Genomic DNA, 25,778 nt, shown 5'->3' with positions numbered 1-25,778 from the left:
TATTGGTCAATGGTCAATAGTCAATAGTCAATTGTTATTTGTCCCCCTAGTCTCCCTAGTCCCCAATCCCCGTCCCCGATCAACTATTCTTTGGTTTCCGTAACTGCTTAGAACCAATTGGCCCAAGAAGTTGATTGAGGGCGCGTAGTTGTTCTGGTGTACCCATAGCAATTAATACATCTGCTGGCATAAATACTGTATCAGGAGTGGGACCACCGATGAGAGTGCCGTCGTTGCGTCGGACAGCGAGTATCAATGCACCTGTTTGCGCTCGTAATCTGGCTTGTCCAAGAGTCAGTCCTACCATAGGACACACTTTGGGGTCAAGCAAAAATTCTTCCATGTATAATTGTCGGTCTGTACCTGAGATAATTCCATCTACAAAGTCCATAACTTGAGGTCTAAGAGCAGCAGAAGCCATTCTTTTACCACCAGTAATATAAGGAGAAATTACACTATCTGCACCCGCGCGTTGCAACTTTTGCAAAGCTTCTTCTGTACTGGCTCTGGCGATCGCCCGAATGCTTGGATTCAAATATTTAGCGGAAAGTACTGTGTATAAATTCTCTGCGTCGGAAGGAAGGGCTGCAACTATGCAAACTGCTCTCTCAATGCCTACTCTCAATAAAGTTTCATCTAGGGTGGCATCACCTTGGTATATAGTGTAACCTTGTTCCTGCGCTTTTCTTACAGATTCGGCATCAGAATCAATAATCACAAAAGAGACGCCTTCTGCTTGAAATTCTATCGCAATTTGCCGACCAGTCCGACTGAATCCACAGATGATATAATGCCCTGATAAAGATTCCATTGCCCGCCGCACCTGCCGAAATCGAATTCCTTCTTGAAAGTAGCCTTGAATAATTGCTTCTGTAAATCTATTAACTATATAACCAATAGTAATTACACCCATTAAAATTAAGGCGATGGTAAATAGTCGTCCTCTGTCTCCTAGTGGATGGGTTTCACCATAACCAACGGTAGCTAAGGTAATGACTGTCATATATGCTGCATCTTCCCATGACCAGCGTTCTACTAGGGCGTACCATAAAGTACCAATCAAAAAGACACCAGCCAGAGCGATCGCTCCTAACATTAACTCTTTTTGGATGCGTTGATATTTTTGTTCCAGATTTGAGTACACAATTATTCACCATCGCCACTCGTTTTGAGGATAACCGAGTGTCAGCTTAAGATGAAATATTAGGAAGGATAAGAAATTTTGACGGATTTCTATCAGACCAGTTAATCACCCTATAATAAAGAATTTAGGGAGCCAAACAGGTGAGCCTAGAAACTCTAATTCAACAACACCCCATTACTCCAGAGTCAGGTACTGCATCATCTACCACCTTTGATGCTGATAGTTTTGATGCGGCTGTTATGTCTACCTATGGGCGGTTTCCCCTCGCTTTAGAGCGGGGTGCAGGCTGTCGCGTTTGGGATACCCAAGGACGAGAATATCTCGATTTTGTAGCAGGGATTGCTACTTGCACCTTGGGACATGCTCACCCAGCCATGGTAGAGGCGGTGACACGGCAGATTCAAAAACTGCATCACGTTTCTAATTTATACTACATTCCCGAACAGGGAGAGTTGGCAAAATGGCTCGTTGACCATTCCTGTGCCGATCGCGTATTTTTCTGCAATTCAGGGGCAGAAGCAAACGAAGCTGCAATTAAGCTGGCGCGTAAATACGCTCACACAGAGTTGCAAATCGAACGTCCAATTATTATCACTACTCACTCCAGTTTCCACGGACGGACGTTAGCAACTATTACTGCCACAGGGCAGCCAAAGTATCAAAAAAATTTCGATCCCCTAGTACCTGGATTCCACTACGTACCTTACAATGATATTTCAGCGGTAGAAGCGGCAATTAGCGAGTTGGATGAAGGTGATTACCGCGTTGCAGCAATTTTGATTGAACCATTACAGGGAGAAGGCGGGGTTCGTCCGGGGGATGTAGCCTACTTCCAAAAATTACGGCAAATTTGTGATGAGACGGGCGTGCTACTGATTTTCGATGAAGTGCAAGTTGGAATGGGGCGCAGTGGCAAATTGTGGGGTTACGAATATCTAGGGGTAGAACCAGACATCTTTACTAGTGCTAAAGGTTTGGGTGGTGGTATCCCCATCGGTGCAATGATGAGCAAAAAATTCTGCGACGTCTTCGCACCAGGTGAACATGCTAGCACCTTTGGTGGTAATCCTTTTGTTTGTGGTGTGGCTTTGGCTGTTTGTCAGACTTTGGAAAAAGAGAATATTTTACAGAACGTCCAACAACGGGGTGAACAGCTCAGAGGTGGCTTAAGAGCGATCGCCAGCAAATACCCCAATCACATCGTAGATGTACGCGGCTGGGGTTTGATCAATGGTATGGAATTAACAGCAGACATTGAACTTACCGCCGGTGATATCGTCAAAGCTGCAATTAACGAGGGTTTATTACTTGTACCAGCCGGTCCCAAAGTCATCCGGTTTGTACCACCCTTGATTGTGAGTGAAAAAGAAGTAAATACAGCACTGCAAATTGTTGACAAAGCAATGGCGACTGTCAAAAACTAGCGGTGTGGGGGAATAAGGGTGTAGGGAAAACAGCGCCCAAGGGAGTTCAAGCTCCCTTGGGCGCGAGCTTCTTAAAAAGACGCGGCTTGTATCCCAAAGGTTGTTGGGGCTAGTTCTTTCCCCTACACCCCACACCCCTAAACCCGCCCCAACGGGGCTTGGTCACTTTTTTCGGTCAAGTTAAATGGATGTAATCCGCTTCATCGCTTCTTCCACATTCTCGCGACTGTTAAACGCCGAAATGCGGAAATAGCCTTCACCTGCTGCACCAAAGCCAGAACCCGGTGTACCCACAACATTGCAGGTGTGCAGCAATTTGTCGAAGAAGTCCCAACTGGAAAGAGCATTCGGTGTTTTCACCCAGACGTAAGGTGCATTTACACCACCGTAGACTGCTAATCCTGCGGCTATGAGTTGCTCACGGATAATTTTGGCATTTTCCAGGTAAAAACTAATTAACGCTTTGGTTTGCGCTTGCCCATCTTCCGAATAAACTGCTTCAGCCCCACGTTGGACGATGTAGGATACGCCATTGAACTTGGTAGACTGGCGGCGGTTCCAGAGTTTCCAGAGTTCCACATTAGAACCATCTGCGGCTTTGGCTGTGAGTGTCTTGGGTACTACTGTCAAAGCACAGCGTGTACCAGTAAAACCGGCATTTTTAGAGAAAGAGCGAAATTCGATCGCACACTCTCTTGCACCTGCAATTTCATAGATGGAGTGGGGAATCTCTGGATCAGTAATATAAGCTTCGTAAGCAGCATCAAAGAAAATGATCGAGCCATTTGCCCTCGCATACTCCACCCAAGCTTGAAGATGTTCTTTGGTCGCAACTGCGCCGGTGGGATTATTGGGGAAGCAGAGGTAAATTAAATCAACTTTTTGCGAGGGAATGGTAGCAGTGAAGTTGTTTTCGGCGGTGATTGGCAGATAAACTAAACCCTCAAATTCACCTTTATCGTTGGCGCTGCCTGTATTTCCCGCCATGACGTTAGTATCTACGTATACGGGGTAAACGGGGTCTGTGACGGCAATAGTATTGTCTTTGCCAAATATATCAAGAATGTTACCAGTATCACATTTAGAGCCATCAGAGATAAATATTTCCGATGCATCAATCTCACATCCCCGTGCTTGGAAGTCGGATTGAGCTATTTTCTCTCGTAGCCAAGCGTAACCTTGTTCTGGACCATAGCCTTTGAAAGTAGCGCGATCGCCCATTTCTTCTACTGCTTTAATCATCGCAGTCCGACAAGCTTCTGGCAATGGTTCGGTGACATCACCAATACCCAACCGAATAATTTTGGCATCTGGGTTAGCTTCTGCAAAAGCGTTGACCCGGCGGGCAATTTCCGGAAACAGATAACCAGCTTTCAGCTTGAGGTAGTTGTCGTTAATCGTTGCCATAGTTGTAAATTTTTATAAATGCTCTAAATAAAACAGCTTACTGCCATGTGTGATATCTTGGGTGAATCTATTTTGGATTTTGGATTACTCTACCTTGAAGCCGCCCAAGGGGCGTCTATGGATTTTAGTAGGAATTTGAGATATTATCCTATAAACATACCCAGTCAGTAGCTTGAAAACTCATGACTAGCAAGGAAGTTTTAAGAAGCGTTGCTTCAGAAATTCAACTTTTTAATAATATTGAACAGAAAGAAACATTTTTGTTTGTGCTAGGGGCGTTATTCTCCAGAGTCATTAGCTTGAAAAAAGCCGCAGAGATTATGGAGTTAGAGCCTGATGTATTTATGCAGCTATTAGATTTGATGGGGCTTGAGTTTTCCTACTTGACTCCACAGGATATCGCACTTGAGAAGAATTGGTAAACGCTGTGAAGGTTGTTTTTAATTCTTCTCCATTAATTTTTTTATCACGTCTGGGATTTCTGGATTGTTTTGTTGATTCTCCAGATGATTTTTACTTACCGAAATTTGTTGCTGAAGAAATCAGTGCGAAATTTGATGAGCCTTGTCAACATGTGAGAGCGTTGATTGATTCTGATAAAATTTGCGTCAAAGCAATTCAATTAACTTCCTTAGCCAATAGTCTAACTATGCGACTGGGAAGAGGAGAATCAGAAGCCATTGCTTTAGGTATTGAATTACAGACAGACTACATAATTTTAGATGACTTTGCAGCGAGAAAAGAAGCAAATCGACTGGGACTGAATGTTAAGGGAACTTTAGCAGTAATCAAGAAACTTCAGGCAGATGGCAAAATTACCATTAGTAGCCTAGAGCAATTGTATCAAGACATCATGGCTATTAATTTCAGAGTTAAGCGATCGCTTTTTGATGTCATCTTTGAAGATTGGATGCTTTAAGCGAGTCTCTTTCAGAGAGGCTTCGCCAACGCTTGTAGGAATTTGAGATATTATCCTTGAGATATTATCCTATAGAAATTCTAATTGAGTTGTCCCAGATCTCCGACTTCGCAGAAATCGGGGATCTTGCCTCTCACGTTGGCGCAGCCTGCCCAAAGGGCTTATGATTTAGGATTGCTATATAAACATACCCAGTCAGTAGCCTGATTAACCAGTTTAAAACCTACCATGTTTGTTGGAGTAATTCCTATGACCCTACAGAAGCTTAAAGAGGAAGCTCGTCAGTTGTCTGCAAGCGATCGCCTTGAACTCATCCGTGCGATCGTCGAATCCTTACAAGATACTCAAAGTCAACAACCCGAACGGACGCAAATTATCAAGCAAATGAAAGGTTTATTGAAGACCGACCAGCCAGCGCCGACCGATGAACAGGTAGAAGTGATGTTAGAAGAACGTCGGGTGGAGAAGTATCTTTAGTGAGAGTTCTGATTGACACTAATATTCTTTTAGATTACTTGCTAGATCGAGAGCCATTTGTGCAAGACGCGGAAGCTTTGTTTAATACAATTGATTCTGGGCAAGTGGTTGGATATGTGACAGCTTACAGAAAAAGGGAACAGAGGTTTTAAGCCGATGAATATTTCGCTGAAGCCTGAAGATGAGCAGTTTATTCAATCCCAAATTGAAACAGGGAAATATGCCAACGCCCAAGAGGTGATTAGTGCAGCATTTAAACTACTTGAGGAAAGGGAGCATCGCCTAGAAGAACTGCGTCAGAAAATTGCCGTGGGAACTGAACAAATTGCTAGAGGACAGGTAACGGATGGCGAGATAGTCTTTGCCAGACTGCAAGAAAAGATGAATAAAATTGCTGAATCTGGAGCATGAGCAATTACTCTTTTTCCGATGCAGCTGTTCAAGACTTAGATGAAATTTGTGAGTATATTGCTCGGAGTAATCCCCGTGCAGCTAGTAAGCTTTTTGACACTATTCGTCAAAAATGTAAACTGGTGGCAGGCTTTCCAAACATGGGAAAAAGCTATGATCATCTGGCTCATGGCTTGCGGGGGTTTATTGTAGATGACTATATTATTTTTTACTCTTCCAGAGAAGATGGAATTGATATAGCTCGCGTTGTCAGCGGTTATCGGGATTTAGAATCTTTATTTTCAGAATCAGATGATGACTGAATCAAGTCACAGCTGATGAGATGAAAAACCAGCTTCGTTATATCTAAGAATAATCCAAAAATGTGATGAAGATTTACTGATAACTGTTAACTGTTAACTGATTCACTTCGCCTTTTCCGGTGGTAAACCAAGTTTGGCACGAAAATCCTTGTCGTATTTCGCCTTATCCCAATTTTTAGCAGATTTAACTTGCTCAGGAGTTAGGTTTTTGGCACCACTGAAGTCAGCACTGTCTAAATCTGCACCACCGAAGTTAACACGATTGAGGTTAGCACTATTGAAAGTAGTAAAAGCGAGCTTGGTATTACTGAAGTCGGCACGGCTGAGGTTAGCACGGCTAAAGTCAGCATCACTAAGATCAGCACTCTTGAGTTTGGCACTGCTAAGTTTAGCATTGCTGAAGTTAGTACCGTTGAGCATGGCATCACTAAGGATGGCAGAAGTGAGGTTAGTACACCATCTTTGAAGATTAGATGCATTGAGCGAGTCTCTTTCAGAGAGGCTTCGCCAACGCTTGTAGAACTTTGAGATATTATCAATCTAAAATTCACCGACATCCCAAACTTTCGCGGGTTGAAACACCAGTCACCGGATTAATACCATCAGCGCGATCGCACATTAATTTTACTTGGTAAGCATCAACAATTGCACCGGAAAAATCTGCACCTGTAATATCCGCCTCAAAAAAGCGACTACTAGCAAGCATCGCATCAGTAAAAATAGCATTAGTTAAATTAGCTTTATTAAAAATCACGCGGTCAGCAAATGCTTCTGCTAAATTAGTATCACTCAAATCAGCTTGTAAAAATGACCCCTTAGTTAGAATAGTTCCACTCAAATTTGCTCCCTGAAAATTTGCTCGCTGCATTTCAGCACCAGCAAAAGACGTTCCATGTAAATCTTGATGAGCAAAATCTCGATTTCGTAAGTCAGAAAGTGTATAGTTAACCGTGTTTTCCTGCGCCAAAACAGCAGGAGTATTTAAAATTGACAACAACCCTGTGAAACAAATAAATAGCACAACACATAAAACAGACTGTAACCAAGCTATAAAATGACGCTTCATTGATAATTCTCCAATCACAATTTAGTAAATAACTCACAGACCAATGACCAATGACCAATAACCAATGACAGAAATTATTAGTCAAAACATTACTCCTGCTACAATCTCCATTATTATTCCAACTCTCAATGAAGCGGGGAACATCAAAGCAGCCTTAGCTAGCACTCAAACAAGCAATCATGTCGAAGTAATTGTAGTCGATGGTGGTTCCCAAGATGAAACAGTACAAATCGCCGATTCTTTAGGCGTCAAAGTAATATTATCTGCTCCTGGACGCGCCATGCAAATGAATGCAGGTGCTGCTGTTGCTAGGGGCGAAATTTTGCTGTTTCTCCATGCTGATACTCGCTTACCGCTTGGATTTGATGTCATGGTTCGCGAAGCACTTACACATTCTGGAGTTGTAGCAGGTGCATTTTGCTTGCGAATTGGTGCAGAACAGCCAAGTTTACGACTAGTAGAATGGGGAGTGAACATGCGATCGCGCTTTCTACAAATGCCCTATGGAGACCAAGCAATTTTTTTAACTAAAAATATATTTAATCATATTGGTGGCTTTCCAGAGTTACCAATCATGGAAGACTTTGAACTCATACGACGTTTAAAAACCCTGGGTAAAATCACGCTTATTTTTGTACCAGTTATTACCTCAGCACGACGCTGGCTCAAAAAAGGAGTTTGGCAAACAACATTAACGAATCAAATAGTAATCATCGCATATTTTCTCGGAATCTCCCCCCAACGAATTCGCAGTTGGTATCGTCGGGAAAAACTTAAAAGGTTTTAAGTAGTTTCTCATTTTGTTTATGTAGTTTGTTAGTGGTTAGGTGATTAGAGACGCGATAAATCGCGTCTGTACAATGGTCATTGGTCATTGGGCATTGGGCATCGGTCATTCTCCTTTGTCTCCCTGCTAAGAGCTCCCTGCTCCCTTGTCCCCGATCCCCGATCCCCGTTACCCCTTATCCCCAGAGGGGGCCCCACCTTAAGCGATCCCCTGTCCCCGATCCCCGATATGCAAAACAAATCTAAGCTCAAACTAATACTATTATTTTTTCTAGTTGTCAGCTTGATTATTGCTGCCAAATATTTGAATATTCAGGAATGGTTGCAGACATTAATTATCTGGATTGAAAGTCTTGGTCCATTTGGTGCGATCGCATTCGTTTTTATCTATAATTTAGCAACCTTACTTTTTATACCCGGCTCCTTACTCACACTCAAAGGTGGTTGTCTCTTTGGCTTAGTTTGGGGTTCTGTCTATGTATTAATTGCTGCTACTATCGGAGCTACTTTTGCATTCTTAATAGGACGTTATTTATCACGAGATTGGGTTTGTAGACAATTAGAAAAGCATCCAAAATTTCAAGCAATCAATCAAGCAGTTGCCAAAGAAGGATTAAAAATAGTATTTTTGACTCGCTTGTCTCCCATCTTTCCATTTAACTTGTTAAATTATGCTTTCGGAATCACCCAAGTTTCACTGAAAGATTATATCTTGGGTTCAATTGGTATGATTCCAGGTACTGTGATGTACGTTTATATCGGTTCCCTTGCTACCGACTTAGCAATGATTAGCACTTCCAACCAGCCAACAACCCCAGAAGCACAAATTGGAAAATGGCTAATACAAATCATAGGATTAATTGCCACTATATTTGTCACTATTTACATAACTAGAATTGCTCAAAAAGCACTGAAAGAAAGCGTAGAGTAAAAATAAAAAGTTTATTGTAGGGTGCGTTAAAGCAGAGCGTAACGCACCGCCACCTTAATAATGCGTTACTTAATATTTACTTATAAATGACTTCTTAATTAATACTTACCACTCATGAAAAATCAAACCTTACCAAATAAACTCAAATCCCAAAAACCGCATAAATTCTTCAAACAAACTTTTTTCACCTTACTTGTATTTACCTTAATTTTTTGCCTAGACACAAACTCTGCATTAGCACAACAAGCTGTAAAAACCCCAGGATTTAATCCTCAAGAATGGTTGCGAAACGCTTTGCAGTGGATAGACAATCTTGGTACAGTAGGAGCGATCGCATTTATTGTCCTCTACATCATCGCCACCGTTGCTTTTTTACCAGGTTCCATCCTCACTTTAGGTGCAGGCGTCGTCTTCGGTGTCATCTGGGGTTCCATTTACGTCTTTATTGGTGCAACCTTGGGTGCAACAGCTGCTTTCCTAGTTGGACGTTACCTAGCGAGAAACTGGGTAGCTACAAAAATCGCAGATAACAAAAAATTTGCCGCCATTGACCGCGCTGTTGGTAGAGAAGGACTCAAAATAGTTCTATTAACCCGACTTTCCCCCATATTTCCCTTTAACTTATTAAACTATGCCTTCGGTGTCACCGACGTTTCCCTCAAAGACTACTTTATTGGTTCTGTAGGCATGATCCCCGGAACAATTATGTATGTTTACATTGGTTCCCTAGCTGGAAATATTGCCATGATTGGTACACAAACTCAACCAACCAACCCGACAGTACAATGGGCAATTCGGATTATAGGTTTTATTGCCACAGTTGCAGTCACAATTTATGTGACTCGGATTGCGAGAAAAGCTTTGGAACAGGACGTTTTGTAGAAGAAGTCAATAAGCTTATATTTCTTCCTTTGTGTGTTGGTGTTTTTGTGGTGAAACACCAACACACATAGACACCAAGAATTTTCCAAATTAACACTTTGAAACGGCTGATCACCAATAATATAAACAGGTTATCGTAATGTCTAATTCGGAATTTCAAAAAGTCATAATTCGCCCATTAGATGAGTATAATCAAAGGCTTGTTTCCTACGTGCATCCACCTGATTGGATGAATCCCAAGCCTGCTGATGATTATGACTTGGTTGTGATTGGTGCGGGTACGGCGGGATTGGTGGTAGCTGCGGGTGCGGCGGGTTTAGATTTAGGTTTGAAAGTGGCGTTGATTGAAAAGCATCTCATGGGTGGAGATTGCTTGAATGTGGGTTGCGTACCATCAAAGTGTGTCATCCGGTCGGCGCGGGTTGTGGGTGAAATTTGGAATGCGAAAAACTTTGGAGTCAATATCCCCCAACACATCGATGTGGATTTTCCCGCAGTCATGGAAAGAATGCGAAAGCTGCGTGCTGGTATTAGCCATCATGACTCGGCGGAACGTTTTCAAAAGCTGGGAGTTGATGTTTTTTTGGGTAGCGCTAGTTTTTCGAGTAATAATAGTGTAGTGGTTGGTGACAAAACTCTCAACTTTAAAAAGGCTGTGATTGCTACTGGTGCAAGAGCGGCGCGTCTTTCGATTCCAGGAATTGAACAAGCAGGTTATTTAACTAACGAGACAGTTTTTTCTCTGACTCAACGACCAAGACGTTTGGCGGTAATTGGTGGTGGGCCGATTGGTTGCGAATTGGCGCAAGCATTCCGACGCTTGGGTTGTGAAGTGGTGCTTTTCCATCGCGGTTCCCACATTCTGAATAAAGAAGATGCTGATGCTGCTGAAATTGTGCAAAATGTTTTTATTAAAGAAGGAATTCGTTTGGTTTTAAATTGCCAAATGCAGCGAGTAGAAAAAATTAGCGATGGTAAGAACGTATATTTTAGCTGCAATGGTCGAGAAGATTCTGTGACAGTAGATGAAATTTTAGCAGGTGCGGGGCGTGTCCCGAATGTAGAAGGTTTAAATTTAGAAACTGTGGGTGTGGAGTATGATCAGCAACGGGGTGTAATGGTAAATGATTATTTGCAAACCACCAACCCCAAGATTTATGCTGCTGGTGATATCTGCATGGATTGGAAATTTACTCATGCTGCGGATGCGGCGGCGCGGATAGTTATTAAGAATACTTTATTTTCTCCTTTTGGTTTGGGACGTTATAAACTTAGTAATTTAGTTATGCCATGGGTAACGTATACTGATCCAGAAATTGCCCATGTGGGGATGTATGAACAAGAAGCACAAAAAAAAGGTATTGATGTAAATACGATTAAGATACCTTTTGGTAGTGTAGATCGAGCGATCGCAGATGGTGAAGAAGATGGTTTTGTCAAAATCCTCTACAAAAAAGGATCAGATCAAATTATTGGTGCAACCATTGTCGCCCGTCATGCAGGTGAGATGATTTCGGAAGTCACCACAGCAATTGTGAATAAAATTGGTTTGAGTAAGATGAGTAGCGTCATTCATCCTTACCCGACACAAGCAGAAGGAATTAAGAAAGCGGCGGATGCTTATCGACGGACACTGTTGACGGCAAATACTAAGCGCTTTTTGGGATTGTTGGCAAAATTATAGGCAATACAGGTAGAGACGCGAAATTTCGGCGCTATAAATTTAATCATTAATTTGCGATCGCGTAGCAGCTGCTTTCTAGCATCGCCTTCACGTTTGTGGTGAATGTCGTCTCATTCATAAGCAACGTCGCGATGTTAGTGGCAAATGTCACGATGTTCTTTATGAACAAGACGATGTTGACCACAAACGTCGCGATGTTGACCACAAACGTCGCGATGTTAGCCACAAACGTCGCGATGTTAGCCACAAACGTCGCGATGTTAGCCACAAATGTCGCGACGTTGACCACAAACGTCGCGATGTTTTCGATTGATGGAATGATTTTGTCACAAAGTGAATTTGAAAAGTGCTTAGATACCCAGTAACTTTTCGGAAGGCGATCGCTCATCAAAAATACATCAGATCCCCGATTTCTCTAAGAAATCGGGGATCTATAACTCCTCACTAGTCGCAGACTAATCACTAACTACAGATAAAACCCATTCCCGTAGTAAGGAATTAACCTGATCTGGTACTTCATCATGGGGACAATGACCCGCTTGTAGAAAATGTTCTGTCAGTTGCGGATAATATTGACGAAATTTTTGGGAACGTTCTCTAGCGTTAATCCAAGGATCAGCTTCTCCCCACAATAGTAGTAACTGACAAGTTAATTGCTTAAGTAGCATATCTACTTTTTCGCCTTGGGGAGTTCTAAACACCGAAGAAAAGACATCGAAAGCACCTTGATCATAAGCAGGGCGAGAAATTTCTTCTATTAATTGTTCTGTAATTGCGCTTTTGTCAAGATAAACTTTTTCTAGAGTTTGACGAATGACGCTTTTTTGCCGGACGTAGTGAAATAATAGAAACTGGGCAAAAGGTTGTTGAAAAATCCATTTGGCAACATCACCCAAAAGTTTCTGCAAATTATCTTGCTGTTGCGGTGGTTCTATCTGAGCTTGTAGTGCTTCTGGTTCAGGTGTATGCTCGTTCTCGTTAAACGGGCCTGCGCTGTTTAATAAAACTAAACCCGCCACTGCGTCACAACGTTGAGCTGCAACACACAAGCTAGCATAGCCACCCAGAGAATTACCTACCAACACAGCTTTTTGACCTATGACTTCAGTGATAAAGTCATAAAGCTGATCTCGCCACAGATCACCGCTATACTGCAACTTTGGCTTGGCTGAACGTCCAAACCCCAAAAGGTCTATAGCCCAAACTTCAAAATCGTGCTGTAGTTCAGCAATGTTTTTGCGCCAATGGTCAGTAGAAGCACCAAACCCATGCACTAACAGTAAAGGCGGATGTTGGGGTTGGGGTTGTCCTGCTTGTACATAGTAAATGTTATGTCCTCGCCACTGCCAGCATTTACCAGGAATAGGGGTTGTAGAAGAGGCTATTGTTGCCTGCATGATTCCAAAGAAATGTTAAGTCACCTCTAATAATTGTAGGCTAGTGATTAGTAGTTAGTGATTAGCAGAACTCATGACCAACGACCATTGTACAGACGCGTAGACGCTCGTAAGAGCGGCTTCTCGCCCATTGTACAGACGCGATTCATCGCGTCTCTAATAACCAACGACCATTGTACAGACGCGATTCATCGCCAATAACCAATGACCATTGTACAGACGCGATTCATCGCGTCTCTAATGACCAATGACAAAGGACAAACAATTGATTACAGGAAAAACCAAACTTCTCGGAGTCATCGGACATCCGGTGGAACATTCACTGTCGCCAGTGATGCACAATGCAGCGATCGCTCAATTAGGAATAGATTACATCTATCTGCCCTTTCCCATTAAACCAGAAGATTTATACACGGCTGTTTACGGGTTTACTGCTATTGGTGTTGTAGGATTTAGTGTCACAATTCCTCATAAACAGGCAATCATACCGCTTTTGTCAGCAGTAGAACCCATTGCTCAAGCCATAGGGGCAGTTAATACTGTTACTAATAAAAACAACTCTTGGATAGGTACAAACACAGACGTAGAAGGATTTCTTGCTCCTTTACAAACATATCATCAAGATTGGAGTCAGAAAGTAGCAGTAATTTTAGGTAATGGTGGTGCTGCTAGGGCTGTAGTAGCAGGTTGTAAACAATTGGGATGTGCAGAAATTCATGTTGTCGGGCGAAATGTCCAGCGATTGAGAGAATTTTCTAAGAGTTGGGAAAATTCTCCAATACAAGTTAATCTCAGTGTTCACAAATGGGATGAATTACCAAAATTAATTCCGCAAGCAGATTTACTCGTCAACACAACTCCCATCGGTATGCACCCCAAGGTAGATGAATCACCTTTGAGTACAGCAGAAATGGCAAACTTATCACCACAAGCGATCGCCTACGATTTAATCTACACCCCTAACCCCACAAAATTTTTACAACAGGCGCAACACATAGGTGCAACCGCCATCGACGGACTAGAAATGCTTGTCCAACAAGGCGCAGCAGCATTAAAAATCTGGTTACAACGAGAAAATGTACCTGTAGATGTAATGCGTCAAGCTTTGCAAAAGCATTTGGGTTTGTGAAGGGAGCGGGGATCGGGGATCGGGGAAAGGGGAAAGGGGAAAGGGGATCGGAAGGGAGAGAATAAACACCAATGACCAATGACCATTGTACAGACGCGATTTATCGCGTCTCTAATGCCCAATGCCCCATGCCCCATGCCCAATGCCCGATGACCATTGACAAATGACCAATGACCATTACCAAAGATTCAGTTGGTTGGGTGGAGAATCTAAGTTATCCCAGGGTAGAGGTGGGACTTTGACACCGCTTTGTTCGAGTAATTTTTGGAAGTAACGGGCTGTGCTTGGCGATCGCTCTTCGATGGGACAATGGACAAAGAAGTATATTCGCTTTCCTTGCTGCAACCATTGCTGAATTTGTGTTACCCACTCTGCCATAAAAGGCTGATTGATTTCTAAATTGGGGTGGGAAATAAACCGAATCAAACTAAAAGGTGCGGTGATGCTGAATTGTACTGGTAGTTTGGGTTTGCGTCGTTCTGATTCTAGCTGAGGATCGTCGTCGCCAGTGTAGATCGGGCGAGTGTCTAGCAATACTCTTCCCACACCTAATTTTTCTAGTAGTACAGTTAAATTACTTGCATGGGGTTCTTTGAACCAGTCGCGGTGTCGTACTTCCAAGGCTAGTGGTATTTCTGTATGAGGCCAAGCTGATAAAAAAGCGGTGAGATCGTCAATTAATGTCGGTGCATAACTAGGGGGTAACTGGGCAAAAATCGGGCCAAGACGTTTACCTAAAGGACGCATCCTCTCGATAAATTTGCTAGCATCAGGAATATAAGGTTGCAACTGTTGATTGTGGGTAATATCTCGTGGTAGTTTTAAACAAAATTCAAAACCTGCTGGTGTATCAGTTGCCCAACGAGCTACAGTTTCTTGATTTGGTATAGCGTAAAATGTAGTGTTACCTTCCACTGTCGCAAAACGGCGGCTGTAGAGATGAAGAAAATCACCTGGTCGAGTACCTGGAGGAAAAAGTTCGCCTACCCAGCCTTTATAGGCCCAAACAGCACAACCGATAAAAAAGCTCACAATTATTTCCTTGATTAAATATCTTCATTCTGCATCCCAATTTTCTCAATATACCCTAAAGGGTGTGAACCCTTTGCTAATAGCACAAGCCGTGTGAAAACGACTTCATAAAATCAAGTAGTCTGCTTCAGCAGAGTTTCACTATGAGACTGCGATTTCAATCGCTCACAATTATATTCCTTGATTAAATATCTTCATTCTGCATCCCAATTTTCTCAATATACCCTAAAGGGTGTGAATCCTTTGCTAATAGCACAAGCCGCGTGAAAACGACTTCATAAAATCAAGTAGTCTGCTTCAGCAGAGTTTCACTATGAGACTGCGATTTCAATCGCAGGCTCCTATAATACTTCGCGATTCGTTTTTTCATGATCAGGACTTACGCAAAAATCGTCAAAAAGCTTAATTTATTGTAGACGCACTGCGCCTTGCCGTAGGCTACCGCCAAGACGCCTTAGACGCGCAAGCGGCTACCTGCGGAACACTACGTGTCTACCGTAAGGTAGAACGCCAAGGATTTGTTGAGTGTGCGTAAGTCCTAATGGTTTTGCGTAAGTAGAGACGCGATATATCGCGTCTGGTACAGGGTCTGTATTTGTATTAGATTTTTTGTGAAATGGTATAAGTTATTTAAAATAGTAAAGTGCGATTAACTCTTTTTGATATCTTTTTTAAAATTACAGTGACGTCTATATTTTTTGACTTAAATTTTAGTTATTTGTGTCTGTAAGCTTTTGGTTTGATTAATATAATTTAACTATTTACAATGAAAATATTAATTGTTGAAGATGATGAGCTAGTTGCCCATGTGCTTGCTGCTGTCCTTACTAATTACAATTATGCTGTGGAAGCAGCCTCGAATGGTCAGACAGCTTGGGATTTAATACAAACTTATGATTACGATTTAATTCTTTTAGATGTTATCTTACCAGAGATAGATGGTATTACTCTGTGTCGGCAAATCAGAGCGCGTGGTTTGCAAATGCCAATTTTATTATTAACTGGTTGCGATAGTAGCCATGAAAAAGCGATTGGTTTAGATGCTGGCGCGGATGACTACCTTGTCAAACCTTTTGATGAAGAAGAATTAGTTGCTCGAATTAGGGCGCTGTTACGTCGCGGTAGCGTAGCATCCCAACCAGTTTTGGAATGGAATAATTTGCGACTTGATCCCACAAGTTGTGAAGTGATCTATGCAGGAGAGCTATTATCATTAACTCCCAAGGAATATGCTTTGCTCGAACTATTTTTGCGAAATAGTCGCCGAGTTTTTAGCTGTGGGATGATTTTGGAGCATCTCTGGTCTTATGAGGACATACCAGGTGAAGAAGCTGTTCGCACCCATATTAAAGGATTACGGCAGAAATTAAAAGCTGTGGGCGCACCAGGGGATTTAATTGAAACAGTCTATGGTATTGGTTATCGGTTGAAACCACGTAGGGAAGAGACGGAGATACGAAGAGATAGGGGAGATGGGGGACACTCTGACGTGGGGAATACAGATGAGATATTCTCCGGGTCACCGCGTCACCGAGTCACTGCGTCTTCTCAACCACAGACACTTGAGGCTATTGCTGGAGTTTGGCATAAATATAAAGTTAGGGTAGAAGAACAAGTAGCATTATTGAAGCAAGCTGCTGATGATGCTAAAAGTCAAAAATTAAATCAAAAGCTACGAAAACAGGCTTTACAAGAAGCACATACCCTTGCTGGATCATTAGGTACTTTTGGCTTTGCTGTTGGTTCCCAACTTGCACGCAAAATTGAGCTTTTACTCAAAGCTAATCAAACTTTGAGTGAAGATGACACTACTCAGTTTGTTGGTTGGGTACAGCAATTACACCAGGAAATTGCAGGTAATGAGCAAGATACAGCATCTAGAATCTATTCTGAAGATGAGTATCCTTTGTTGTTGGTGGTGGATGACGATCGCACTTTCACTACACAAATTCAACAAGCTGCTAGTCACAAAAATTTACAGGTGGCGATCGCTACTGATACTATAACTGCTAGAAATATTCTCTATCAAAACCATCCTAGTATCGTACTGTTAGACCCAGATATTTCTTCAGATCACGAAGACAGTTTCAACCTATTAGCAGAGTTGCATCAGCGTAAACCTCCTGTACCAGTTATAGTTTTAACCAAAGACAGCGATTTTAACAACCGTTTACAAGCTGCTCGCAATGGTGGACACACCTTTTTACCGAAACCGATGTCTGCTAACCAGGTGCTAGAAGCAGTCAATCAAGTGTTACAAGAGTCTCCCCATGCAGAAGCACACATACTAGCTGTAGACGATGATCCAAAAATTGGTGCGTTGTTACAAAAATTACTAACGCCTTGGGGAATCAAAGTGACATCCTTGGAAAATACCCAGAATTTTTGGGAAACTCTAGAAACAGTCACACCAGATTTACTTATTCTTGATGTCGAAATACCAGGTGTAAATGGTATAGAAATTTGTCAAGTTGTACGCAATGATCCTCAATGGAGTGAACTACCAATCCTATTTCTCACAGTTCATAACGATGCTGATATTGTGAATCAAGTTTTCGCAGTTGGTGCAGATGATTTTGTGAGCAAACCTATTGTTGGACCAGAACTGATTACTAGGATTGTCAATCGCCTAGAACGGGTGAGCTTACGGCGGATGCGAGAAATTTATCAAACAGGAAACACCCAAACACAGACCCAACTCAACACCCATCTGCGTCAACAAGCGACAATAGAACAAGAATTACGCCAAGCTAAGGATGAATTAGAACTCGCAGTAGTAGAACGCACAGTCGAGTTAACTAGAATTAACGAACAACTCCAGTTTGAACTCAATGAACGCCAACGCACCCAAGAAGAACTACGGAATTCCCAAGCGATCTTTGCTGGTATAGTATCGATCGCAGATGATGCAATTATTTCTATTGATAGCAATCAAAATATTACTCTGTTTAACCAAGGTGCGGAGAAAATTTTTGGTTACACTAGCCAAGAAGTGTTAGGACAATCCCTTGATTTATTGCTCCCATCACAATATACTCAGGCACATCGACAGTATGTGTCAGACTTTGGTAAATCTCCAAAAGTCGCCCGGAGGATGGGAGAACGTCGGGAAATTTACGGTCGGCGCAAAGATGGTACAGAGTTTCCAGCAGAAGCTTCTATTTCTAAGTTAAAACTGGGTCAAGAAGTACTATATACGGTTTACTTGCAAGACGTAAGCGATCGCAAGCAAGTAGAAAGAATGAAAGATGAATTTGTTTCTGTCGTCAGTCACGAACTCCGCACACCCCTAACTTCAATTCATGGTTCTTTGGGAATGTTAGCCAGTGGTTTAATCAAACCAGATTCAGAACAGGGGAAACGCTTGCTGCAAATTGCTGTGGATAGTACCGAACGTCTTGTGAGACTCATCAACGATATTCTTGATATCGAGCGCATTGAGTCAGGTAAAGTCAAGATGGAAAAACAAACCTGCAATGTTGCTGATTTGATCATCAAAGCTATAAATGTCATCCAACCCCTAGCTGACAAAGCTGAGGTTACTCTCTCGGTATCTAGCTTATCTCAACAGTTGTGGGCAGATCCTGATCGGATTGTCCAAACATTGACGAACTTATTAAGTAATGCGATCAAATTTTCTACTGCTGGTTCTACGGTTTGGTTGAGTGTAGAGTTGAAGAATCGGGAAGAGGGACACGGGGGACACGGGGGACAAGGGGGACAAGGGAGCAGTTTTTTTCATTCTCCCGCTATTGTGTTCACAGTTCGTGACACTGGGCGTGGTATCCCATCTGATAAATTGGAGAGTATATTTGAGCGCTTTCAACAGGTGGATTCTTCGGATTCGCGCAATCATGAGGGTACAGGTTTGGGTTTGGCAATTTGTAAAAGTATTGTCCAACAACATGGTGGTCAAATTTGGGTAGATAGTCAATTGGGTGAGGGTAGTAGTTTTTACTTTACATTACCTGTATTACAGGTTTCTCAGATTGGTGAATTAGAAGACCATGATATTGATCATGTACCTTTGGTGCTTGTATGTGATGATGATCTTGATATTCGTAACGAATTACAAACTCTGTTGGAGAAACGCCACTATCGGGTAGTTACAGTCGCTAATGGTGAAGAGGCGATCGCAACTGCATCTACTCAACATCCAGATGTAATTTTACTAGATTTACTCATGCCCGGTATGAATGGTTGGGAAACAATGACAGTTCTCAAACAACGGGTTGATACTCAAAATATTCCGATCATTATTTGCAGTGTTTGCACACCTCATCATAACAACAAACCAAATCAAGATTTTGTCAATTGGGTAAGTAAGCCTTTAGAAGAAAGCTTATTATTTGAGTCGTTACGACAAGCACTCACAAATTCTACTAAACAAATTCGTGTATTGTTGGTTGAAGATGATCCCGACTTGGCGGAAGTTTTGCAGACTCTATTTAAGCTCCATGATATTAATATTGTCCATGCCAAAACAGGTAAAGAAGCAATTCATCTCAGCCAAAAAATTAAACCTGATTTGCTGATTTTAGATTTGATTTTACCTGAAGGTGATGGATTTACAGTTGTGGAATGGCTACAGCAACACAATCAACTTTGCAAAATTCCATTAATGATTTATTCGGCGAAAAAACTAGAAGAGTCTCAGAGAAAACTTCTCAAACTAGGACATACAGAATTTATTGAAAAAGGACAGGTGACGCCACAAGAATTTGAACAGCGGGTAATGAATTTATTACAGCAAATTATACAATCGAATGCGGTGTTAAAAAGCCAGAATAATTTGTAATCAGGATGGTAAGAATGACAAATAAAAAAGTGTTGGTAATTGATAATGAAGAATATATTCAAGAAGTTGCTAAAATTTGCTTAGAAACAGTAGCAGGTTGGCAAGTGTTAACAGCAGGTTCTGGGAAAGAAGGTATCAGCAAAGCCGAAAATGACCAACCAGATGCTATTCTGCTAGATGTAATGATGCCAGATATGGATGGACTGACGACTTTTGAAAAACTACAAAATAATCAAATAACAAAAGCGATCCCGGTGATTTTATTAACTGCAAAGATTCAAGCTTCTGACTGTCGCCGTTATGCGAAGTTGGGTATAAAAGCTGCGATCGCGAAACCATTCAATCCTTTAGAATTAGCTCCTCAAGTAGCGTCAGCTTTGGGTTGGAATCTATAGTAATTATGTTTCATAAATAAACAATAATTTATAATTTGTAATTCATCATTTGTAATTCTTGAATATCTTCACAAGTTCCTCATATTCTTTTCCTACTCTGAAAGTAGAGCCAACTATCACAAGGTTAATCCCCAAAGTCTTCTTGGCTCGAAACAAAAAAGTTATTAGTTATAAAAGGGGGAGAGGATATGTCTATAATTCGTTGGCAACCTTTTAGAGAAATTGATACTATACGTCAACAAATCAATCATCTGCTTGATGAGTGGATGCATGGTCAAGAACATGAAAATTTGTTTCCAAAATTAAATACAACTTGGACACCAGCTATTGAATTAAAAGAAACAGAAACAGACATGATTCTCAAAGCTGAAATTCCAGGTATGGAAGCTAAAGACTTAGACGTGGAAGTCAGCACAGATGTAGTTGCAATTGCTGGAGAATATCAACAAGAAAAACAAGAACAAGATAAAGGTTTTCTCAAAACTGAATTCCGCTATGGTCAGTTTCAACGGATAGTACCTTTACCAGTTCCTGTCAAAAATGATCAAGTCAAAGCTGAATTTAAAAACGGTGTTTTGACACTTACTCTTCCCAAAGTCGAAGCAGCTAAACGCAATGTCGTAAAAATCGATCTCACCGTGCAAGAAGCAGCGCGAGAAGCAATGACAAAAGAACGTCAACATCAAGAACATTTACAAGATACTATGCATACTCGTGCTGCTGCTGAAGTTGGGACTAATTAAGCACTAATTAACAAGTATCCCAGTAATCTTGTTAAAACTTTTGCAACACTTTTCAATAATTTAGGAGAATATTGTATGACTAATACAACAAACAAAAACAATATTTGGCAGAAAATTATAGAAGTTCCTCAGCAAGTTTTTCGTTTCATTTACGGTGGATTTGTGAGAATTTTTACTCCTAGAGATGACAATTATCCAGAAACAGGTGTACAACCATTTGAGGGAGAAATTGATAAGGGAAGACATTAATAGTTAGTGATTTGTTGGTTGTTAGTGGTTAGTGGTTATTGGTTGGAATAGTTAATAAAAATAAACATCCCTAAAACCTCTACCAATGACCAATAACCAATGACCAATAACTAATAACAAATAATTACCCCTGTAACCAGTCAAAAATACGATCAAGCTGGTTCAATGTTACCAGTCCGTATTGCCACAGAATGATTGGTAACAAACTGGGAGTCTGCTCAGGATGTCGTAATGCTAACTGTAGGTCAGCGTTAGGAATTGCTAAATCTTCTTGCAAAAAATCAAGAAATTGTGCAAGTCTTCTCGGTTCCATATTCGCCACCTATCCTTACGGCAATATGTTGAGGTTATGTTTATAAAATTGGCCTTTGCGCTCTAACATCCTTTAAGTTTGCAAGAGCTACTGTCTATCTTCTTTACTTAACTTTATAAAGTTCTCAGTTGGAGTAATTTTTACTTTGAGAAAATAATATCAGTAACAGCGAGGCGTGTAAACTATGTTGTTATTAGCAGTCATATAAGGTGAGTTAGATAAATATTATCAGACTAAACAATCTACTCGCCCGCTAGTAAACAGCGCGGCTCATAAGCTCAGTCTACTTACGAAACTTAGCCCAAGAATTCCACGCGCTTCCGTTGTCGGAGTTTCAATAAGGCGCATGACCTAGTACTTGTCGCATCAACTTTGAAGGGTTTGTAGTGAGGACTTTAGTCCTCTATGAGCGCTTAAGCGCTCACTACGAACCCAGGAAAGTTGCTGTGGCGGACCACTAGTGGTGTCAATACTGCTCGGATAATATAAATTAATTGACATTTAAATCATGTAGAGACGCGATGTATCGCGTCTACAACCCCAAAAATATGACGAAAAATCCTATCCCTTGCAGTATTGCTACTGGTGTTCGAGAAAAATTCTTGAACCTGGCTTTACACAAATTTATTTACCTGATTTTCGAGGTTTGTTAATCGGACGCATTGCCTCTCGACCTAGAATAAACATGCCGGTTACACCTAAGCAAACAAACCAAACATATTCATGCCAATATTTTCCGATCTGCTCAATTGGACTTAATTGTGAGTACAGAGTATCGAGGTAAAGTAGCAGCAAAACTGTCATCAGCGCTCCAAATCCAACAAAACTTAACCCAATCCGCATCCGTAGAGGTCTTAGTTCCCAATCGCTGATCGTCTCTAAATCGATTTCTGCTAATTCATGTAATGATTCTTCTGCTATCGAAGAGGCGATTTGTAAGTTATCCCCTAACTTTGGTGGTAGTATTGGCACTAATGTTGCCACAGTTGGACGCCGTAGCCAAGCCTCGGTATCCCTAAGTAATTCCAATGGTCTACGGCTGATACTGGCCTGAGAAAAATTTAAATTTTGTGTATTATCTTTAAGGTTTACTTCGCTTTTAAAATTCATAGTTATTACCCCAGAATAACTAATGAGCAATGACTCTTACCAATAAGTCTAAAGCTAATTATCAATAACTACTTATTGTTGTATGGAGACGCGAAATGACCCTGTGGAATCTTTCTACGCGTCTACTACAAACCCTATCACATCAGTTCAGGGTAAAAGTTCGTACCACTCAGCTTTCAGCTGACTTTAACTATGAGCCAGCTATTTATTTGAGGGCTAGGAGGTGGCTTGTTGCAACTCCTCCAATCGGGCTAGTACTTCTTGGCTATGAATGACTGGATTAACTTTGACAAAAGTGTCTCGCACAATACCCTGGGGATCGATGATAAATGTATGACGCACAGAAATAAAGCTCATCCAAGAGCCGTAAGCTTTGCTGACTGCGCCTGTTGTATCTGCCAACAAAGGAAATTTTAGTCCTTCGGAATCACAAAATTCGGCATGAGAATTTATATCGTCTGCACTAACACCTATTACTTGTGCGTTTTTTTCGAGATATTTGGGTAAATCTTGCTGAAACCGACGGGCTTCTATAGTACAACCTGGGGTGAAGTCTTTGGGATAAAAGTAAAGAACTACCCACTGACCACGATAATCAGAAAGGGAGATTTTACCATCGCCAGAGTTGGTTGGTAAAGAAAACTCTGGTGCAGGTTGGTTAAGAGTGGGAAGCTTTCCACCCAAAGCATTAGCTACTGGGGCAAAATTTAACCAACTGATGAGTGCAAAACAACTAGCGAACAATATAGTTAAAAAATGGCGGCGAGAAGTCATTGTGTTGACCAGAATCACAACTTAACATAAGTTTACAATTACTCGTCGCTATTCTCAGCTTGGCTAGTTTCTACACTTTCGATATATTGGCTTTCCATCAGAAAAGCCCCCTTCGTAAAACGAACACCCCAATATCCAGCAGGACGGCGATCCAGTACCACACCTTCTTCGCCAATATGAATCACATCAGGCGGACGTAACATCGGCATGGGATCGGCTGTTTTGACGTAGGGGGGTAAGGCGATGACGCGGACTTTGCTACCTATAGGAAATTCTTGAGACATGATCAAATGGATGAATTATGAATGGTGAATTATGAAAAAGCATAGTTCATCATTGATCATTGTGGGAGCGAGCGCATAAATTTACAATTAATAATAATTCTCAATATATATATTTAACCAATTATTTTTACTGAGAAAACTCCAAAAAATAAATAACCCAAATCCTGCACTCAATAAAATCCCTTCCTCTTGTCCTCCACCTCTCCCTTGTCCCCTTCCTCTTCTTCCTACCTCCCCTTTGTGTGAGGAGGGGAAGATTATAGGTATTTTCAGCGATAAGCGACTTGCGGACCAGGCCAGACTTCTTTGACCTTTTCACCAAAAGTCACTGCTTTATCTGTATCTGTAGCTATAGCTGTACTACCATCATTAGAAACTGCCAATACGGGCCATTCTTCTTCGCCCATTTCACCAGTACGGAATAGAATCTTATTCGGTTGGGTTTTACTCCAGCCTAAGAGTACGGCAATTTTTTCATGTTCTTGCTCATCATAAGCAGGAGAGATAGTGTTAGTGCGATCGCTTTGTCGATCCCAAATTACCGCCCTGTCTGTAGCGTCAGAGGTATTAAACACAGCTTCAAATTTACGTGCAAGGAAGCGATCGCCTTTTTCGGACCAACTGACGGGAACTAGTACCCCAATAGTCCCTTCGCCATTTGCATCATGGGTAACTTTTGCATTGATTAAAGTATCCATGTTGCGAGAAGTGGAAGATACCACTCGCAATTGCTTAGTTTGTCTGTCTTCTAAGAACAAAACACTGCTAACACGGCTGTTATAAAGTTCTGGTTTAACTTCTAGTTGAACACGGCTGTAAGCAGCATACCTACCATCGGGGGAAACTACTGGTAAACTGCGATAATACTTTACTCCAGAACCTTTTTTAGAACTAACAGTTTGGTGTGTAGTCATGATCCAATTCCAAGGAATCGGATGCGGACTGGCGATTGGATCTTGCTGTTCTTGTTGTGCTTGCTCAGGTTGTTCAACTACAGGTAATTCTTTGTAATGTGGAGTTAGTATCGTAGCTGCTTGAGGTGATGAACTATTAGACTGATCCATCGATAGATAAATTTTATCCCCATCTAAAGACTGTAGTTTTGCAGCCTTTAACTTTTCCACTAAACTGATTTGACTAGTAGACAGCCCTTTAGATACAGAATCTGGTTGTACTTTTGCTGGTGCGAGTTCCACCGCCGCCAATGAGTGGTTATCTGGTATTTCGAACACCGATAGAGAGTCACCTTCTACCGCCCAAGACTCTACTTTATCCACTATTAATATTTGCGGATCAGCAGCAGCTATAGACAACTGTAAGGAGTGGTGTTTGCCTGCCAAAGAGTCAATATTGGCTAGTTTTGATACTTGATTCTGATTAAATATTTTTCTAGCATCTGTTTCGACAGAAGCAGATGCTAACTCCGTCATCATCGAAGTACTTTTGGCTGTTTGTGATTGCGCGGAGGAAGAGTGACTAGATGCATCCACTAGGGGCGCGATCAGCATCAAGACGACAACATACTTGAAGAATGGTTGTACACGAAACCATCCTGACAGCAAAAGATGTTTAAGCATTGGTTGACTCTACTAGAGGGCGGTTGCTGTGTGAGAAGTGACGCCAGTATAGTTATGGAGCAGACTTTCGATTATATGTATAACAGGAAACTAACTGTATTCACTAGATAAATCACTAAAATTTGTCATAATTTTACAAATTCTTGTGTAAGAATTCTTACAAAATATTACAAGCCAATACAAGCTAGCAAAATATACTAGCACAACACTGACCCATGAGCAGTTGATGCTTGTCACCGATAATTTTTTTATGGTACAAGCCCTTAACTTCCAGTCCTCATTTCCCCATATTGGGTCTTAGGGGAAGGGGCTGTGGGATCAGTCCAAAATCCTAAATCCTAATTAGAGGTTGCCTCTATAGTCATTAGTTAATTTTTAATTAATTTGTGATATTGACTACTAGAGATAGCAAAAATGAGTAGGTTGAAATTGGCAGATTAAGCCTGTCTATTTTTTTCTACTAGATTAAAAGTTACTGATAACGACCATGTCTTATCAGATCTGATAAATTCAGCAGAAGGTTAAGTATTGTTTTAAATTAAAC

At 41.4% G+C, this 25,778-nt stretch carries 28 protein-coding genes; 17 read left to right on the top strand and 11 right to left on the bottom strand.

The features are described from left to right. Positions 1 to 79: 79 nt before the first annotated feature. Entirely contained in the window at positions 80 to 1,144 is a 1,065-nt protein-coding gene (locus tag B4U84_RS19785; protein ID WP_017310865.1) for a potassium channel family protein, read from the bottom strand. A 140-nt stretch (positions 1,145 to 1,284) separates the two neighbouring features. On the opposite strand from B4U84_RS19785, the gene B4U84_RS19780 reads away from it, so the two are divergent. Beyond that, positions 1,285 to 2,568: an aspartate aminotransferase family protein gene (locus B4U84_RS19780; RefSeq protein WP_131120240.1), complete on the top strand. Its 1,284-nt coding sequence runs from the start codon at positions 1,285 to 1,287 to the stop codon at positions 2,566 to 2,568. A gap of 180 nt (positions 2,569 to 2,748) precedes the next feature. Here B4U84_RS19780 and B4U84_RS19775 read toward each other — a convergent pair whose 3' ends face one another. Continuing rightward, positions 2,749 to 3,975 carry an LL-diaminopimelate aminotransferase gene (locus B4U84_RS19775; RefSeq protein ID WP_131120238.1) on the bottom strand — a complete coding sequence of 409 codons (1,227 nt, stop codon included), beginning with the start codon at positions 3,973 to 3,975 and terminating at the stop codon, positions 2,749 to 2,751. Positions 3,976 to 4,157: 182 nt separating this feature from the next. On the opposite strand from B4U84_RS19775, the gene B4U84_RS19770 reads away from it, so the two are divergent. The 6 genes from B4U84_RS19770 to B4U84_RS19745 all read left to right on the top strand — a co-directional run bounded on the left by B4U84_RS19770 (position 4,158) and on the right by B4U84_RS19745 (position 6,084). Next, on the top strand, positions 4,158 to 4,397 hold the full coding sequence (locus B4U84_RS19770) for a hypothetical protein (RefSeq protein ID WP_017310862.1): 240 nt from the start codon (positions 4,158 to 4,160) through the stop codon (positions 4,395 to 4,397). A gap of 5 nt (positions 4,398 to 4,402) precedes the next feature. Beyond that, positions 4,403 to 4,894, top strand: a complete 492-nt coding sequence (locus tag B4U84_RS19765; RefSeq protein WP_131120237.1) for a PIN domain-containing protein — start codon at positions 4,403 to 4,405, stop codon at positions 4,892 to 4,894. 249 nt (positions 4,895 to 5,143) lie between these two features. Next, the gene (locus B4U84_RS19760) at positions 5,144 to 5,371 is read left to right on the top strand and encodes a hypothetical protein (protein WP_096678957.1); all 228 of its coding nucleotides are present in this window, start codon (positions 5,144 to 5,146) and stop codon (positions 5,369 to 5,371) included. Further along, entirely contained in the window at positions 5,371 to 5,523 is a 153-nt protein-coding gene (locus B4U84_RS32140) for a PIN domain-containing protein (protein WP_510650807.1), read from the top strand. Before B4U84_RS19760 ends, B4U84_RS32140 begins: the two co-directional genes overlap by 1 nt. Positions 5,524 to 5,527: 4 nt before the next feature. Next, entirely contained in the window at positions 5,528 to 5,782 is a 255-nt protein-coding gene (locus tag B4U84_RS19750) for a type II toxin-antitoxin system ParD family antitoxin (protein ID WP_131120235.1), read from the top strand. Next, positions 5,779 to 6,084 (top strand): type II toxin-antitoxin system RelE/ParE family toxin, encoded by a 306-nt coding sequence (locus B4U84_RS19745; protein ID WP_131120233.1) that lies wholly within the window; start codon positions 5,779 to 5,781, stop codon positions 6,082 to 6,084. The genes B4U84_RS19750 and B4U84_RS19745 overlap by 4 nt, the downstream gene beginning before the upstream one ends. 102 nt (positions 6,085 to 6,186) lie before the next feature. Here the strand turns inward: B4U84_RS19745 and B4U84_RS19740 are convergent, their stop codons facing one another. Both B4U84_RS19740 and B4U84_RS19735 read right to left on the bottom strand, forming a co-directional pair. Next, positions 6,187 to 6,615, bottom strand: a complete 429-nt coding sequence (locus tag B4U84_RS19740; RefSeq protein WP_278248355.1) for a pentapeptide repeat-containing protein — start codon at positions 6,613 to 6,615, stop codon at positions 6,187 to 6,189. A 16-nt stretch (positions 6,616 to 6,631) separates the two neighbouring features. After that, positions 6,632 to 7,150, bottom strand: coding sequence for a pentapeptide repeat-containing protein (locus tag B4U84_RS19735; protein WP_131120229.1), 519 nt, complete (start codon positions 7,148 to 7,150; stop codon positions 6,632 to 6,634). A gap of 64 nt (positions 7,151 to 7,214) precedes the next feature. Between B4U84_RS19735 and B4U84_RS19730 the strand changes: the two genes are divergently transcribed. From B4U84_RS19730 to B4U84_RS30710, 5 genes are all read left to right on the top strand, one after another. Beyond that, a complete protein-coding gene (locus B4U84_RS19730) occupies positions 7,215 to 7,937 on the top strand; it encodes a TIGR04283 family arsenosugar biosynthesis glycosyltransferase (RefSeq protein WP_131120227.1) in 723 nt (240 codons plus the stop codon). 228 nt (positions 7,938 to 8,165) lie between these two features. Beyond that, positions 8,166 to 8,867, top strand: a complete 702-nt coding sequence (locus tag B4U84_RS19725) for a TVP38/TMEM64 family protein (protein WP_131120225.1) — start codon at positions 8,166 to 8,168, stop codon at positions 8,865 to 8,867. Between the two features lie 114 nt (positions 8,868 to 8,981). Then, positions 8,982 to 9,749, top strand: coding sequence for a TVP38/TMEM64 family protein (locus B4U84_RS19720; RefSeq protein WP_131120223.1), 768 nt, complete (start codon positions 8,982 to 8,984; stop codon positions 9,747 to 9,749). 139 nt (positions 9,750 to 9,888) lie between these two features. Next, positions 9,889 to 11,433, top strand: coding sequence for a mercuric reductase (locus B4U84_RS19715; RefSeq protein ID WP_131120220.1), 1,545 nt, complete (start codon positions 9,889 to 9,891; stop codon positions 11,431 to 11,433). A 161-nt stretch (positions 11,434 to 11,594) separates the two neighbouring features. Further along, positions 11,595 to 11,798: a hypothetical protein gene (locus B4U84_RS30710; RefSeq protein ID WP_207390970.1), complete on the top strand. Its 204-nt coding sequence runs from the start codon at positions 11,595 to 11,597 to the stop codon at positions 11,796 to 11,798. Positions 11,799 to 11,888: 90 nt separating this feature from the next. On the opposite strand, the gene B4U84_RS19705 is transcribed toward B4U84_RS30710, so the two are convergent. Continuing rightward, the gene (locus B4U84_RS19705) at positions 11,889 to 12,830 is read right to left on the bottom strand and encodes an alpha/beta fold hydrolase (protein WP_044447032.1); all 942 of its coding nucleotides are present in this window, start codon (positions 12,828 to 12,830) and stop codon (positions 11,889 to 11,891) included. A 247-nt stretch (positions 12,831 to 13,077) separates the two neighbouring features. Here B4U84_RS19705 and B4U84_RS19700 point away from each other — a divergent pair, with 247 nt between their 5' ends. Next, positions 13,078 to 13,959: a shikimate dehydrogenase gene (locus tag B4U84_RS19700; RefSeq protein WP_131120215.1), complete on the top strand. Its 882-nt coding sequence runs from the start codon at positions 13,078 to 13,080 to the stop codon at positions 13,957 to 13,959. A 177-nt stretch (positions 13,960 to 14,136) separates the two neighbouring features. Here B4U84_RS19700 and B4U84_RS19695 read toward each other — a convergent pair whose 3' ends face one another. Next, positions 14,137 to 14,991, bottom strand: coding sequence for a DUF72 domain-containing protein (locus B4U84_RS19695; RefSeq protein WP_131120213.1), 855 nt, complete (start codon positions 14,989 to 14,991; stop codon positions 14,137 to 14,139). 766 nt (positions 14,992 to 15,757) lie between these two features. Here B4U84_RS19695 and B4U84_RS19690 point away from each other — a divergent pair. From B4U84_RS19690 to B4U84_RS30705, 4 genes are all read left to right on the top strand, one after another. Then, the gene (locus B4U84_RS19690) at positions 15,758 to 19,789 is read left to right on the top strand and encodes a response regulator (RefSeq protein WP_131120211.1); all 4,032 of its coding nucleotides are present in this window, start codon (positions 15,758 to 15,760) and stop codon (positions 19,787 to 19,789) included. Positions 19,790 to 19,803: 14 nt separating this feature from the next. Continuing rightward, positions 19,804 to 20,184 (top strand): response regulator, encoded by a 381-nt coding sequence (locus tag B4U84_RS19685; RefSeq protein ID WP_017310848.1) that lies wholly within the window; start codon positions 19,804 to 19,806, stop codon positions 20,182 to 20,184. Between the two features lie 188 nt (positions 20,185 to 20,372). After that, the gene (locus tag B4U84_RS19680) at positions 20,373 to 20,927 is read left to right on the top strand and encodes an Hsp20/alpha crystallin family protein (protein WP_044447036.1); all 555 of its coding nucleotides are present in this window, start codon (positions 20,373 to 20,375) and stop codon (positions 20,925 to 20,927) included. A 75-nt stretch (positions 20,928 to 21,002) separates the two neighbouring features. Beyond that, on the top strand, positions 21,003 to 21,176 hold the full coding sequence (locus tag B4U84_RS30705) for a hypothetical protein (RefSeq protein WP_017310846.1): 174 nt from the start codon (positions 21,003 to 21,005) through the stop codon (positions 21,174 to 21,176). Between the two features lie 124 nt (positions 21,177 to 21,300). Here the strand turns inward: B4U84_RS30705 and B4U84_RS19675 are convergent, their stop codons facing one another. The 5 genes from B4U84_RS19675 to B4U84_RS19655 all read right to left on the bottom strand — a co-directional run bounded on the left by B4U84_RS19675 (position 21,301) and on the right by B4U84_RS19655 (position 25,165). Beyond that, positions 21,301 to 21,489: a DUF2949 domain-containing protein gene (locus tag B4U84_RS19675; RefSeq protein WP_131120209.1), complete on the bottom strand. Its 189-nt coding sequence runs from the start codon at positions 21,487 to 21,489 to the stop codon at positions 21,301 to 21,303. A gap of 624 nt (positions 21,490 to 22,113) precedes the next feature. Beyond that, the gene (locus B4U84_RS19670; RefSeq protein ID WP_017310844.1) at positions 22,114 to 22,599 is read right to left on the bottom strand and encodes a hypothetical protein; all 486 of its coding nucleotides are present in this window, start codon (positions 22,597 to 22,599) and stop codon (positions 22,114 to 22,116) included. A 216-nt stretch (positions 22,600 to 22,815) separates the two neighbouring features. Then, positions 22,816 to 23,373 carry a peroxiredoxin gene (locus tag B4U84_RS19665; RefSeq protein ID WP_044447037.1) on the bottom strand — a complete coding sequence of 186 codons (558 nt, stop codon included), beginning with the start codon at positions 23,371 to 23,373 and terminating at the stop codon, positions 22,816 to 22,818. Positions 23,374 to 23,411: 38 nt separating this feature from the next. After that, entirely contained in the window at positions 23,412 to 23,657 is a 246-nt protein-coding gene (sipA, locus tag B4U84_RS19660) for a regulatory protein SipA (RefSeq protein ID WP_017310842.1), read from the bottom strand. Between the two features lie 269 nt (positions 23,658 to 23,926). Then, positions 23,927 to 25,165, bottom strand: coding sequence for a hypothetical protein (locus tag B4U84_RS19655; RefSeq protein WP_131121012.1), 1,239 nt, complete (start codon positions 25,163 to 25,165; stop codon positions 23,927 to 23,929). Positions 25,166 to 25,778: the final 613 nt, after the last annotated feature.

Origin of the sequence: Westiellopsis prolifica IICB1 (assembly GCF_004323185.1) — a bacterium.
In the GTDB taxonomy this organism is placed as follows: Bacteria; Cyanobacteriota; Cyanobacteriia; order Cyanobacteriales; family Nostocaceae; genus Pelatocladus; species Pelatocladus prolificus_A.
This window is presented reverse-complemented; position numbering and strand designations above follow the sequence as displayed.